Below are 14,343 nucleotides of genomic sequence, written 5' to 3'. Positions count from 1 at the left end.
ACCCTTTTCTGTAGCTCTTGACCTTCTGCTCGGTAACTCATTACGATCCAATCCGCTCCAGTTCGTTGGGAACGTGCACACTTCTTCGTTGGCGACGGTTGGCGTGGAGATCTTCCATGGAAAAAGTCGGGTCATTTGCGCGGTGCCTTGAGGTGCTGATCGAAGATTCGGAGCGGATGGGCCGGATTTCTCGCAGTCACGCTGTCAGTGTTGCTGGTCGCCGAGGTCTTAGTCCTGAGGACACTGCTCGGCTTATCGATGCTCTTGCCAAGCAGGATGTTCTAGAAGGCGGCGAAGGGGCTCCGCGATTTTCCACTCTTGTCGGCACGAAGTCCTCGGCCTACGGCCCCAGGCGTCGTAGCCTGCAGCTTAACTCCGAGATTCCGGCTCGGATGGGCGCGCATCGAATCCTCAACGCTGAAGATGAGGTTGAACTGGCGCGCTGTATTCAAATGGGAATGCGCGCAAGAGAGGCTCGTGAGGTGGGGGAGTCGACGGATCGACTCGAGGAATTGATCGCGGATGGAGACCGAGCTCGTCAGTATTTGATTGCTAGCAATGTTCGGCTGGCAATCAGCATAGCCAGAAGCTTTCTCCCGTCGGCGGGAGATCTCGAACTTGACGATCTAATTCAAGAAGGAATATTTGGGCTCGATCGAGCTGCCGAAAAATTCGATCCTCAACTTGGTTACAAATTCTCCACATATGCCACATGGTGGGTCAAGCAAACCATCTCCAGGGCAATATGTAATCAGAGTACCGCCATCCGGCTTCCCGTTCATGTCTGGGAGCAGGTTAATGAGATCCGCCGCTATGTCCGGGGCTTCGAGGTTCGTAACGGAACAGCTCCGACGGTCCTGGAAATTGCTGGCGCGTTGGGAAAGAGTGCTGGCACCATCAAAGCGATCATGGATTATGCGGCGCCAGTCGTCCACCTCGACGCCCCCCTCAGCACCGAAGGAGGGGAGCTGACGTCCCTCGGGGAGCTTGTCTTGCACAGCCTCACGGATTCCGTGGAAGACAAGGTTATGGAAATCGAAATGCGTAACGCCATCCATGAGCGGATTGAGTTCATCGCTTCTGGATATGACCGACGGTTCCTGCGGATTCTCGAAGGCCGGTGCGGGTTCAATGGGCACGAGGAGATGACCCTGGAGCAGCTGGGACAGGAGTTTGGCATCTCGCGTGAACGGGTTCGCCAGCTTGAGAAGAAGGTGAAGGAACGCATCCGGTCTGACGCGATTCTTGTGCAACTTGCTCGCGACTTCAAGGAGGGTCTACATGGAGCGGCCTGAAGCCTATCGGCGCTTCGTGACCTGGCTCGACGATCAGGTTACTGTGGCTGGCCGAGGTGACGATCTATTCACTCTCGACACCAGCCCCGCCGGCCGGTTCTGGCTCGGTCGGGTGGCTCCCGAGACGGAGACCGCTCAGGGCATGAAGCGAGAGCGTCGCATGGACCCCTGCGCCGTGGGAATGCGTGTGCGGCCCACCTCGGTCGGCCCCTGGTCGTTCAACGTCCGCGTGAAGGCCGCAGCGTGGAACTGCGTCGACTCCAAGGACGACCTCTGGGCTAAGACTGAACGGATCGATGTCATGGTCCCCGTAGAGGTGAGGCCCAACGCCGAGGCGGAGAGATTCGGGACAGGTCCGATCTCCAACGCCCTAGCGGCAGCGGGAGCGAATGGCCTCATGGCCCAAGTGCGTGTGACTGACGATTCCTGGCGCGGGGCGCCAGAGCTCGTGATCGAGCTCGTCAACATCACCCCGGAGACCGCCCGCGCCCGAGGCGAACGGCACCTGTTCGAAGTCGAGATCGAGGTCACTGACCTTGAGACGGCACCCTTCATTCTGGAGTCCCTGCCGGATAGCTTCCGCTACGACCGACGGATGCCCGCTCTCGGCATCAACTGCGGAGTTGAGGTCACGACCACGGGCGCTCTGAGGACGACGGATACCTTGGTCGTCGAACGGCGCCGCCCCGAGTACACCTTCGAAGGGACATCTCCAGACCGGTTGGACCTCACTTTTCGAGGGCTAGCAGCCGATTCGGTCTCGAAGGTGGCGGAACTAATCGAGGCATATCGTCGCTGGGGCGAGGTCCACTGGTCGAACCAACGGTTGGAGGAGCGGCAAGCCGTAGAGGCTTGGAACCCGGAGATGTTAGAGGAGGCGCGAGCCGCCGCTGAGGATCATCAGGAGGAGCTTTCCCGGCTTCGACGAGGTCTTGATGCCCTCCAGCGGGACGTGAAGCTCCTACGCGCGTTCTCTCTCATGAACCTCGCGATGGACAAGGCCTCTCATGGAGCCTATGACCGCTGGCGCCCGTTCCAGCTCGGCTTCATCCTGTCCATTCTTCCCAGCTTCAGCGACGTTGGTCCCGATTGGGATTTCGTGGAGACCGTCTGGTTCGCCACTGGAGGTGGCAAGACCGAGACCTACCTAGGTCTCCTCGTACTGACTGCCTTCTATGACAGGCTCCGAGGCAAGGTGACGGGCATCAGCGCGTGGAGCCGGTTTCCGCTCCGGATGTTGTCTCTCCAGCAGACCCAGCGCTTCGCCGACGCCTTGGCCGCCGCGGAGCTGGTCCGACGCGAGGAGCAGGTGAAAGGTGCTCCGATCTCTCTTGGGTACTTCGTAGGAGCGGGCGCCACTCCTAACGAGATCCCAAAGGCTCCCACGGAGAGCAACCCGATCGATGTCGACGACGACGACATGCCGGAACGTTACCGAATCCTTAGCGTTTGCCCGTTCTGCCAGTCAAAGCAGGTCATCACCAAGTTCCACCGTGGTAACTGGACCTTGCGACACATCTGCTTGGCGGATGATTGCCCGACGGAGGGTGATCCGCTCCCCATCTTCATCGTGGACCAGGAGATCTACCGCTTCCTTCCTACGGTCGTCATCGGAACACTCGACAAAGCGTCCCTGATCGCTATGCAGGCAAACATGCGAGGGTTCGTCGAAGGTCCTTCTGGGCGTTGCACAGAGCGGATGCATGGCTATACGTATGCCAAGCGGTCTAGTCGGCCCAACGGATGCCTGGTGCCCGACTGCCAGGCGACGGTGGAGCCGATCAGCACTAATGACCGGAAGCAGTTCGCGCCGTCTTTTCGTCTTCAGGACGAGTTGCACCTTCTGCGCGACTCCCTCGGTGCAGTCGACTCGCACTACGAGGCGCTCCTGGACTTTCTGCAGTTGGAACTGACCGGCACGCGCCCAAAGATCATCGCTTCGTCCGCAACCCTTACGGGATACGAGCGGCAGGTCGATGTCCTCTACCAGCGGGAAGGCCGCGTCTTCCCGGTGCCCGGACCTTCCGCGGGCGAGTCCTTTTGGAGCAGGGAGACCGACAACCTCCTGCGTCGTTTCGTCGCTGTGTGGCCGCGCGGAGTGACGCTGGAGTGGGTCTCGGATCGGACGACGACCATTCTCCAACAATCTGTCCGTCGGCTTCTTGAGGACCCCGAAGTGGTCTGTGCCGAGGTGGGCGTACCCGCCCTATACGCGCCGGAGCTCCTCGACCTCTACGGGACAAACGTCATCTACGGCAATACCGTTCGGGACGTCGAGGCGGCGCGGCGTTCGCTGGGGACTCAGGTCCCCGTCGAACCCCTGAACGTTGTCGCCCTCACAGGTCAGGCAGCCTTCGACGAGGTCCGAGAAGCGCTAGACAGGCTGCAGAATCCCGAACCTGACTTTGCGGAACGCATCCACACTGTCACGGCCTCTTCCATGATGTCGCACGGCGTGGACATCAATCGGTTAAACATCATGACAGTGCTCGGCGTCCCGCTTACGACCGCCGAGTTCATCCAGGCCACCGCCCGCGTTGGACGTTCGCACCCCGGCCTCGTGTACGTCATACATAAGATCGGCCGAGAGCGCGATGCAACCGTCTACTCCCATTTCGGCCCTTTCATCCACCAAGGAGACCGCTTCGTCGAGCCTATTCCCGTCACCCGTTCGAGTCGACGGGTACTGCAGCTAACCACTCCAGCGGCTATCGAGTCCCGCAGGCTTTTCATCCACGAGCCCAAATCCCCCGCTCAACGCCTAACAACGGTCGACCTGCTCCGCAAGTACTTCGCTATGACCGGCATCGGAAGCGAAGGGGAGGCCCTCGCCTGTGCAGTCGCTCTGGGTATTGACGAAACCCAGCACATGGCTTTCGCCGACATCCAACAGCAGCTCAACGCCTACTTCATGCGACTGGAGGATCACGGATTCGGAGCTAGGTTTCCGAACGAGCTCTTCGACCAGGGACGGAAGCCCATGCGGTCCTTGCGCGATGTTGAGGCACAGATACCCGTAAGCGACGACTAGGAGGTTCACCTGATGAAAGACCAGCGCAGTGGATCCCAGGTCCTCTATGGTCTACTCCCTGAGCAGACTGCGGACCTGCGCGGAGGCATCTGGAAGTCGGCCGAATGGAAAGGCGCCATCACAATCGATGTAGAGGACAGCATGGTCCGCCAACGCCTGATCGACGAGATGAGCGGCTGGGTTGCCGGCGGGCTGGACCCTGGGGTTGTAAAGTCCCTGTGGGCGGGCACGGAGATCGAGGTCGTGCGTGTCAATCCCAAACAAGGAGTTCGGGTCGAACGTTTCCCGGAGGTCTGGGTATGCCAAGTTTGCCGAAGAGTGGAGACTGGCAAGAGGCCGAAAGCGTGCAGGGCCGGGCATGATTCGCTCCGACAGCTCCATTTCGTCGGCTTCCATGAATGTGGCCGTCTGGAGGCTCCGATCATTCCTCGTTGCCCGACGCACAGCGAAACCAGAATGCGTCACCAGTCCAGTATCGAGGCCGCAAAGATAACATTCGACTGTCCAGTATGCGAGAACGTACTGCGGAGAGGCTTCGGGCACCGCGCTTGTCCGTGCGGGAAGTCCTACTCCGACCGTAAGAACGGCAAAAACATCACTTACAACGTTCATCGAGCTGCGAGTGTTTACTCTCCCCAGACCTTCGTGCTGATCAACCCTCCCAGCCGGGAGAGGATGCAAAAAATCATCGCTGGTGGAGGCAAGCGTAGATCCTTGATCTGGGCACTCAGCGGCTTTGAGGGTTCACCCGACATCCACAGAGCTACTGAATCCTCCATCGTGGATGCACTGATGGCCCAAGGCATCCCCCGCACCGTCGCGGAGAAGATGGCTGACGTCGCGAACAAGGAAGGGCATCTAGCCTCAGAGGACACTTTGGGCCTGCTGGCAGACGCACCCAGTGAACTCATCGATGCTGCGGAGCGCGAGGCCGTCGACATCGCGCTCGCCACGAGCGAGTCGCGAGCTTTGGTCACAGACCTGATCACCGCCAAGACCACGTCGTCCCACCGGAAGCTGTTGGAGCATGACTACCCCGTCTCAATGAACCGAGCCGGCCTCACCGGCGTGGACCTGATTGACCGGTTTCCAGTGCTTAAGGCCGTGTATGGATTCACACGGGGAGGCATGGATCCTGGTTCCGCCCGCCTCAGTCGGTTCCACGGCGCGGGTTCGAGCTATCGCGTCTATGCCGACCTCCAGCAAGCAGAAGCTCTCATGTTCCAACTCGACGCTGCCCGAGTGTACGGATGGCTCCTCGCACGCGGTCATGACATCCCTTCCGCCAGAGGAGGGCGCGCCATTCGGGAGGCGATCGCGGCCTCGGCGAGGGTTCCAAGCCGCTTCACCCAGCCGGAAGAAGTGCCCTCCCTGGGTGAGGATCTTCTAGCCCTCGTTCATTCCTACTCCCACCGGGTCATACGCCAACTCTCCGTCTTCGCCGGCGTCGATCGCGAGGGTCTCGGAGAGTACCTCGTACCTCGCCACCTGACATTCTTCATTTTCGCCGCAACCCGTGGAGACTTCGTCCTTGGCGGCCTCCAAGCCGTTTTTGAGAACGACCTCCATCACTTCCTGAGCACCCTCGTCCACGCCGAATCTCGATGCCCGCTAGACCCTGCCTGCGAACGCAACGGTGGCGCCTGCCACGCCTGCATGCACCTTGGCGAGCCAACCTGCGACCACTTCAACCGGTTCCTTGACCGTAAGGTGCTCTTCGGTTCTTCCGGCTACCTCGCCGCGCCGGTCAAGTCCGCTGGAGACGACGGTGGATGTGTGTGAGATCGAGGCCGCAATGCTCGGCGATCGCGGCCTGAGTCGCCCTTTCATTCGCGGACACGCTGATTCCATCCTGCTCCGTGACGATGACCAGCGGTCTCTCCGACATGGTGATCGCCTTGTTTAGGGCCGCCCAGATCAGGTCTCTGAAGGTATTGGGGCGTCCCCAGCACACATAACGCGTTGATTCTCTAGTCGCAGCGAGGCAGTGCATGGGTTTGTCGTCCACGCTGTTGGGGACGACGATCCACTCGGGACCGAGGGCCTGCCCGATCAGGACCTCCGGGCCGGGGAACCGGCTACGTACGTACTTTGCGGTGCTGCCAAAGCCCTCCTGCGCGCGGGCGTACTCCTTCATCGGAGTGTCCTTGATCCAAGTCCCCATGCGGTGGTCGTCAAAGAACTCACGTAGGACCCCACCCACACGAGAGTCCTCGATCCACTTTTGGTACTGGCGCTTCTTCTCGCTGGCTGGGAGAAGTTCCCAGTTCAGCTCGTCTGCCTGGTGGTAGAGCTCGGTGATGACTTGCTCGCGGATCACTTCTGGAATCTCGGACATGGCTACCAACCCGGGGGGATGAACGGATCAGGAAATTGGAGGCGAGCGTCATCGTACGCGGTCTCCAAGGACGCAGCGTCCTTGATCCATTCGTTCATGAGCGAGTCAACGCGCTGATCGGAGAACTCGATGGAGGAGCGGGCGAAGTCCGCGAGCACCTCGATGTCATCGGCTTCGAGCTCGCGCCGGAGGTTGAGCGCGGCGGCGATTCGCCGCAGGTCGCTGACGAAGTCGAGCACGACCACACGTTCCTTGCCCTCCCGCAGCCGAAGTCCTCGTCCGAGCTGCTGGACGAAGATACGCCGGCTGTGTGTGACACGAGCGAAACAGAGGATATTGACATCGGGAACATCGACACCCTCGTTGAGGATGTCGACCGAGGTGAGGATGGGCACTTGACCCGACCTGAAGGCCAGCAGGCGAGTCTGTCGTTCACGTTTGGGCAGACCGGCATGGATGGCCAAGACATTGGGCCATGGGGCGTTCCGGCGTAGCAGATCGGCTAGGCGCTCGGCGTGTTCGATGGTGCGGCAGAAGACGAGCGCGCGAGGCCTAGGAACACTGCCCCAAACCGACGCCAGCTCGTCGCGGATCGCCTCGTCGCGCTGAGGCAAGAAGAGCTTGGCGTTGAGATCTCCGATGCTGTACTCGTTGCGGCTGGCCTCGCGGACGGCATCCCAGTCGATATTGTCGACGAACAGGCGGTAGTCCACCTGGGCCAGGTAGCCCTGACGCATGCCCTCCTCGATGCCGAGAGTGAACGAGGCCTCCCCGAACCGGTGGGTGATGTCGTACTCATCTCCGCGCCAGGGAGTCGCGGTGACGCCAAGTTGTCGGGAGCCATTGAGGCTGTCCAGCAGCTCACCGTACTGGCCGCTTTCCCCGACGTGATGGCACTCGTCCACCACGACTAGGGCTGGACGATATCCACGCCGCACCGCGTAGAGCGCGCTGGCAAGCGTTGCGAAGGTCGCTCCGGTAAGATCATCTGGACGCTCCTCGCCGGTGAGCAGTCTCGTCTTCACGCTCTTGGGCAGGTGTCTCCAGAGTGCTCGCTCCAACTGGTCCACTAGGTCCTTGGTATGGGCGACGACCAGCACTTGGTCATCGGGGAACCGTTGGAGGTGCTGGTTGATGACCTCCCCGCTGACCACGGTCTTGCCCATGCCAGTGGCAAGGATGAGCAGTGCGCGAGATGTCTCGTCGAGTGACCGGTTCAGCGCTTGGCAGGCGTGGGCTTGGTACGGTCGAAGACGGACTTCGCTGAAGCGGTCGGGAGCCTTTGCGAATGCCTGATGCAGGGTAAGCCCGGGCCATAGATTGATCCGTGGCGCGAGGAGGGCGAGCTGGTCAACCCGGCGGATGGCGTCGGCGCTGATCCGGGTATTGGTGACGACTGCGGCCTTCGTCGCACGGTAGGTGTCACGGGCGCGCGCCACCTCGTCGATAGCGCTCGCACCGACAGCACCGTTCTTCTTCCACTTGCACTGGAGAACCCAGTTCTGGGTGCCTCGTCTGCCGAGGAGGTCGCCGCCCTCGTCGCCAGAGCCGTCGATGTTCGCGACGTCAGCGAAGCCGAGGTGCCACATCAGGCGTTCGATCTGCCTTGGGAACTGGTTGGGGCCAAGCTCCAGCAAAAACGGCGGGTCAAGGAAACCTGTCATTGCGAGCCCTCACTCCGCGTCGGCGAGATCAGCTTCGACCAGTAGACAGCTCAGCCGTACGCGCTGGAGTTCGATGGTGCCGAGCCGTGGCTGGCGTTCCATGAGTGCCAGGTCGCTTACGTAGCCCACCAACCGCGAGACGATGAGTGAGCGCGAAGTATCGTCGGTCAGATTGAGGTACGCGCGCTTGAAGACTTTGCCGTCCAGGAACGCCTCGGGACGCTTCTCTAGAAGACGGACCAGCCCGCTGGCGGGCAGGTAGAGGACGAAATCGCCGGACTCGACGACCGTTTCCCACACGGCATCGCCCGCCTCGATCGCGAAACGCTGCTGTGTCAGCATCCGCTCCGACTCCTGGAGCATGTCCCAGTACGCCGAAGGGGCTCCCTTGATCTCCCGCTGCATTGCATCACGCAAGCGGTCGAGAAGTCTGCTGGCCCGGTTGGCGAGAATGTCTGGGGTGACCTTCTGATCGACCGCCCTACTCTTGATCTCGAAGAGCGCGGCGGAGAGTGGTTTGGGATCCCGGCCAGTGGGTGCGCCTCGGACCCGCATGTACTCCGCGACCTCGATCATGGCGATATCTCGCATCTCGATGCCGTAGTCCGTGAGCAACGGGTGGTTGGCCGCGATGAAGATCTCCAGTCTGGGGGCACGTGCCATCTGTCGAAAGGATGGAACCGCGTTGCCGGCGGGGTCGGTGAGTTCACGTTCGCGCACAGCCCATGCGGTCAGCTCGACGTATCCGAGCTCGGGTGCCTCGTAGCGACCCGATAGGTCGACTATCTGAGCCGCGTTGTTCCGGTATCGCGCCAGTCGCTGATCGAGGGGCTCCACGGGATCCGGTGGGGTCGGCGTGGGGCCGGCCGTAGGTGTGGTGGATCCGTTGGGGGCGGATCCACTCTGGTCTTCGGGATCAACCGTGACTAGGTCGTCGAGCCCCATCTCGCCGAAGGGATCCTCGGGGTCGCCAGCGGGCTCGGGTACAACAGGGTGATCGTGTTGGTAGGCGGCGTCGTACCAGATCTGGTCCGTCTGATAGTCGGGGTTCCCATCGCGGAATTTCCTCGCCCATTCGACGGCTTTGTCGAACAGCGCCTGTCGGCCGTCGCCAGGGACCAGATAGTTCAGTCCGGGGTCCTCACGGCGATATCCCGTGTACAGCTTGGCAAGCGGGCTCTCGTTCTGGGGGAGCCCCAGCCGTTTGGCGATCTTTTCGCGGAGCGGGCTGTCTCCGCGAACCGAGCGGATGATCATGCGCCATTCGGGGCTGTCATATTCGAAGGCGTTCTTTTGGTAGTTGACCTGTACATGATCACAGTGGATCTCGCCCACGAAGCGACCGCGATGGCGCTGGGAGTCGATCGGATACTCCAGATCCTCCTCGAGAGTGTCTGGATCCTCCCAGTAGAACAAACGCTTGCTTCGAATGAGAATCTTGCGGCCGTTTCGAAGGAAGTCGATGCCGTAGTCGGTCTTGTGCAGGTAGCGCTGTACGCCAATCCATCCCCAGATCCGGCGTTCCCGCAGATCAAGCCTTCTGCTCTGGCAATCGTCGCACTCGTCGACCCAATCTTTGTTCCAGCGCCCACAGTCCCTGCATGCTTTGGCGGGCGGGAGCTGGCGATCGATCTTGATTATCGCCGGGATGTCAGCACCGCTTCGCGTGACGGTCCGGGACTCATCCCATACGCATGGCACCCGCGGGGCGACCCTCTTGCGGTTCACCGTGATGACGAAGCCGTGTTCGCGGAGCAAGTAGCTATAGACGTCGCCGAGCTGTTCACGGATCTTGCTCTCCTGCCTGGAGAGCGCTTCCCACTGATCCGACTTCAGCTTACTGATGACGATCTGGGTGCCGTGTTCGTTGATATCGTCCTTCGGCTCGTGCCGGACCGGCACCAGATAGTCATCGCCGCCAGCCAACTGCTCTAGGTCCAGGGTGATGACCGTCCACGATGGGTCGCCCGCGCGGGTGGTCTTGATGGTGGTGAGTCGGCCAAGGCGGGCTGTGGCGATGTTGAAGCCCATCCCGTACAGGCCGAGCGAGCCGTACCTGCTGTTGCTCGTCCATCCCGCGCGCACTGCGTTGGTCAGCGTTTCGAGATCCATGCCACGGCCGTTGTCGCGAATCCACACTTCGGCGGTACGCACGTCACTGGTCCGTCCGGGGAGAGACACGGTGACGGTAGGTCGCTCGCCGACGTGTGAGCCCGGTTCTTGGGCCAAGAAGTCGTCGAAGGAGTTGTCGATCAACTCGGCCAGGCACTGCCACTGGGAGAACTCGATGTCACCCAGGACGGACAAGATCCTTCCGTGCGGCCGCACATTGGCTTCGAGCGACACGTCGGTCTCCTTCTGGGGTGGGTTGGCTTCGACGTCCGGTTAGACGCGCCTACTGAGTGCGGCCGCGCCAGGGTCCTCAGCGTAGCTACGGGCTGCGACAGAAACGGCCCTGCCGAGCATTCCTGAGATCCTTCTTCGCCGAGCCCGCTACTCAAGATCCTCGGTAGCCTCTCGATATGTCCATTCCTCGCTTAGCTCACGTCGTCCGCGGTAAGTTCGACCCCCTGAGCCTTGATCAGTTGAGCCGCAACCTCCGTGAGGCTGTGGACGATTGCTCTCGGGTGCCCCTGGAGTCCCTGGCTGAATTCCCTGGTGCGGGGCTCTACGCGCTGTACTACACCGGAGATCACCCGATCTACGCGGAGCTGAGGAACAAGGACGTCCCTGTCTACGTCGGCAAGGCAGAGGCGGGCAACAGCAGCTATGGCGATCCGCCCGATGAGGCCAAGCCAGCCCTCTTTGACCGCATCGCTGGCAAGCATCGGATGAGCATCTCGGAAGCGTCCGAACCTCATGGCAACCTCTCCGTCGCCGACTTCGACGTCCGGGTGCTTCCTCTCGACGACGTGTGGATCGTCCTGGGCGAACGGGCGCTGCTCAGAGCCTACGCACCGGTGTTGTGGAACACCTTGATGCCAGGATTCGGTGCGAACCCAGCAGGCAGTGCGCGTACCAACGCTCGGTCCATCTGGGACTCGATCCACCCGGGTCGTCCGCGCGCCGCCACTCTTTGGTGTAACAGGCGGTTCACTCGCGCTGAGATGGAGGAGCGGATCCTCGCAGGGATCTCCATCGTGCTGCGGGACGAGGACGACCCAGAACGAGAGTCCCAACTTCGGCGGCTGCGTGGCTTGAGGGCGAACATGATTTGGTCTCCCGCGAAGAAGGGCGCGGCGGACCGCCGCTCTCGGGTCTATCGGGTTGAAGACTTCCTCGCCGAGAACGCGGCATTTGGACGCCGCATCGATGACGGTGATTGGGTCGCGGCGGCGGATCTTTCCGAGGCCCAACCTGATCCCGAAGAGGTAGCGGAGGGTAACACCTTGGCTGCGGAACGGGATGATGCTTGACATCCGGCAGTCCTGGGTAGACGTTCTAAAATCTCGAATCAATGTCCGAAAGTGCTTGAAGATCCTTAACTCCGCGGTACACTTTGAAGATGCTTGAGCAGCCACAAGTGCCGGACCCGGACCGTACCGGTGTAGAACTGTTCGCGGGCGGTGGCGGCTTGGCGATGGCCGTGCGTCGCGCTGGGTTCCGACCTCTGCTGTTCAACGAGTTCGCCACGCGGGCGTGCGAGACCCTCGCCTCAAATGGGGACAAGCCGATCGTCGTAGACGTGGCCGAGAAAGAGGCCAACGGGGAGAGCGACTATCTCTGGGTCCCTGGGCCGAGTGAGCGACCTCCACTAGCGATGGGCGACATCCAGAAGGTCGACTTCACCTACCTCGAAGGCATGGTGGACGTCCTGGCCGGCGGACCTCCGTGCCAACCGTTCAGCCTCGGTGGTGTGGCCAAAGGCGACGAAGACAAGCGGAACATGTTTCCCCAGATGTTCCGGGCGATCCGAGAGATGAAGCCCAAAGCGGTGATCTGCGAGAATGTGCGTGGCCTGCTGCGTCCCTCGTTCAAGCCGTATTTCGACTACATCCTGCGTGAGCTTGAACTTCCGTTCGAGGAGCGGAAGGCCGATGTGCTGTGGCAGGAACACGACGCTGCCCTGCGTCACAAGCTCGCTGAGGGAAATGCTGATCCGACTCAGCGCTACCAAGTGGTGGTGACCCAGGTCAACGCGGCGGACTATGGTGTGCCACAAGTCCGCCATCGGATCATCATCGTTGCGTTCCGCGCTGACTTGAGCATCGATTTGCGAGCGTTTCAGCGGCGGGTACGGCCCACCCATTCAGAGGCTGCCCTCTACCAGTCCATGCGCGATGGAACGTACTGGAAGAGGCATGACGTTCCTTATGAGGTGCGTGAGCGAGTCATGGCCCGCGTGCCCAACACCCTTGTTGATGCGGATGACCTGCAGCCATGGCGGACCCTGCGGGATGCGATCCAGGGCATCGACGAGAACGACGGGAAGCCGCTACCTCCCATACCGGTCGGGTACCTCGATCGCGTGGACCGTCGCCTCGGCAAATTCACCGATCACATCGGCTGGCCCGGCGCCCGGATCTATCCGGGCCACACTCCCAACGAACTGGACCGCCCAGCGAAGACGGTGAAGGCTGGCGTACACGGGGTTCCTGGTGGCGAGTCGGTGATACTTCTTGATGATGGAAGTCACCGCTACATGACGGTACGGGAGACCGCACGAGTCATGACCTTCCCCGACAATTGGAAATTGGAAGGGCCTCGAGGTGAGCAGATGCGGCAACTAGGCAACGCCGTACCAGTCCGCCTTGGAGAGGTCTTCGCCAGAGCCGTAGGCGAAACGTTGCGTGAGGCCGAGGAACGCGGATGAGGTTTGACGAGGGGCGCTGGAAGGATAAGCCGCCGCCTCAGCGGGCGTGGAAGGGGCGCGCTCGCACCCGGCAAGGACGCTCTGCCGAGCAGGACCGCGCAGCCGGAGGACACGGCGTTCGGTACGTTGATCTCGGGGAAGGCCGTCGCGCCTGTGCGTCCATAGAACTCAAGGTGTACGCAAAGACTCGACGTATTCGCGCCTATCTGCGGTGGTCTGATAAGGGCAAGTCACCTGCCGTTTATGTAGGAGAGGTCGACCACGACACTCGCGCTGAGAACCTCGCCGTGGCATGGCGAGCCGCGAAAGCCAAGGGCTTGCTGATGGCGCCGCCTGTTTCGGCTGCTGAGAAGTCGTGGGCGTCCTCGCCAGCCGTGAGGGAAGTGATGCGGGCCAACCGGAGTCGAGATACGGGGCCAGAGCGTCGTCTCCGCTCTGCAGTGCATGCACTTGGGCTTCGATATCGTGTCGCCCGACGACCACTCGCTGATGTGCGCCGCACAGCTGACCTGGTGTTCACCAAGGCCAAAATCGCGGTCTTTGTGGACGGATGCTACTGGCACGGCTGTCCAGAACCGGCGCATTACCGGCCATCGCGAAGGAACTCCGACTTCTGGCAAGAGAAGATTGCCGCGAATCAGGAGCGCGACCGAGAGACCAACCGACTTCTGCGTGAGGCGGGCTGGACGATCATCCGGGTGTGGGAGCACGAGAACATGCTGGAGGCTGCCGCCCGAATCGGCGAGCTTGTACGAGGCTACTCGCCAAACGGTGTCGCTCATCGCCGGCCGAGGAATATCGACTCCGGCCCTGAGTAGCAGCCTTGACTCGACTTCTGGCGCGCTCACGGACGCGCCGTCCGCACCAGGGGCGCGACCATCTGGAGGAGGACCCTCCCCGGGTATGCGGGGGCCGACACTTGTTCACCTGCCGGTACGCCGCCAGAGTTTGCCGTTCTCCTTGGCTGCTGCAAGTGGAGCCAGCTGTTCATGATTAGCCGACTCGACCCTGGTCGTGTTCGACACCTCAAGCATGCGTGCTGCGCTCCTCGCCGCCACGACTGGCCGGGACGCGGCCAAGAAGGTATGCGATCGCACGCGACCAAGGTGTGCTTGCCCCCACCCTAAGGTCTGCGCAACTCGTCCAGAGACTTGTGCGAAGCGGTGGTGTGCCGCGACCTAGTTGAGGCATGGAGCGTGCCC

The 14,343-nt window shown here is 61.5% G+C and carries 9 protein-coding genes; 6 read left to right on the top strand and 3 right to left on the bottom strand.

The annotated features are described in order from the left end of the window. Positions 1–116 precede the first annotated feature (116 nt). The 3 genes from DMB42_RS35400 to DMB42_RS35390 are packed head-to-tail and all read left to right on the top strand — an operon-like array spanning position 117 to position 6,108. Positions 117–1,295, top strand: coding sequence for an RNA polymerase sigma factor RpoD/SigA (locus tag DMB42_RS35400; RefSeq protein ID WP_125641925.1), 1,179 nt, complete (start codon positions 117–119; stop codon positions 1,293–1,295). Next, the gene (locus tag DMB42_RS35395) at positions 1,282–4,326 is read left to right on the top strand and encodes a helicase-related protein (protein ID WP_125641922.1); all 3,045 of its coding nucleotides are present in this window, start codon (positions 1,282–1,284) and stop codon (positions 4,324–4,326) included. Before DMB42_RS35400 ends, DMB42_RS35395 begins: the two co-directional genes overlap by 14 nt. A gap of 12 nt (positions 4,327–4,338) precedes the next feature. Then, complete coding sequence (locus DMB42_RS35390; protein ID WP_125641919.1) at positions 4,339–6,108, top strand: hypothetical protein; 1,770 nt, start codon at positions 4,339–4,341, stop codon at positions 6,106–6,108. Here the strand turns inward: DMB42_RS35390 and DMB42_RS35385 are convergent. From DMB42_RS35385 to DMB42_RS35375, 3 genes are read right to left on the bottom strand one after another with little or no spacing between them, the layout of a single operon-like run. Continuing rightward, on the bottom strand, positions 6,074–6,664 hold the full coding sequence (locus tag DMB42_RS35385; RefSeq protein ID WP_125641916.1) for a hypothetical protein: 591 nt from the start codon (positions 6,662–6,664) through the stop codon (positions 6,074–6,076). The two genes, DMB42_RS35390 and DMB42_RS35385, sit on opposite strands and share 35 nt — an antisense overlap. Before the next feature lie 2 nt (positions 6,665–6,666). Next, complete coding sequence (locus DMB42_RS35380; protein WP_125641913.1) at positions 6,667–8,328, bottom strand: DEAD/DEAH box helicase family protein; 1,662 nt, start codon at positions 8,326–8,328, stop codon at positions 6,667–6,669. 9 nt (positions 8,329–8,337) lie between these two features. Then, positions 8,338–10,674, bottom strand: a complete 2,337-nt coding sequence (locus tag DMB42_RS35375; protein ID WP_125641910.1) for an ATP-binding protein — start codon at positions 10,672–10,674, stop codon at positions 8,338–8,340. Between the two features lie 176 nt (positions 10,675–10,850). Between DMB42_RS35375 and DMB42_RS35370 the strand changes: the two genes are divergently transcribed. The 3 genes from DMB42_RS35370 to DMB42_RS56110 all read left to right on the top strand — a co-directional run bounded on the left by DMB42_RS35370 (position 10,851) and on the right by DMB42_RS56110 (position 13,959). Further along, entirely contained in the window at positions 10,851–11,744 is an 894-nt protein-coding gene (locus DMB42_RS35370) for an Eco29kI family restriction endonuclease (protein ID WP_125641907.1), read from the top strand. Between the two features lie 89 nt (positions 11,745–11,833). Next, positions 11,834–13,141, top strand: coding sequence for a DNA cytosine methyltransferase (locus DMB42_RS35365; RefSeq protein ID WP_125641904.1), 1,308 nt, complete (start codon positions 11,834–11,836; stop codon positions 13,139–13,141). Next, positions 13,138–13,959, top strand: coding sequence for a very short patch repair endonuclease (locus DMB42_RS56110; RefSeq protein WP_125641901.1), 822 nt, complete (start codon positions 13,138–13,140; stop codon positions 13,957–13,959). The genes DMB42_RS35365 and DMB42_RS56110 overlap by 4 nt, the downstream gene beginning before the upstream one ends. Positions 13,960–14,343 lie beyond the last annotated feature (384 nt).

It is taken from the genome of Nonomuraea sp. WAC 01424, assembly GCF_003947315.1.
Taxonomy (GTDB): domain Bacteria; phylum Actinomycetota; class Actinomycetes; order Streptosporangiales; family Streptosporangiaceae; genus Nonomuraea; species Nonomuraea spiralis.
The sequence above is the reverse complement of the archived record's forward strand: the minus strand, read 5'-3'. Positions and strand labels throughout refer to the sequence as shown.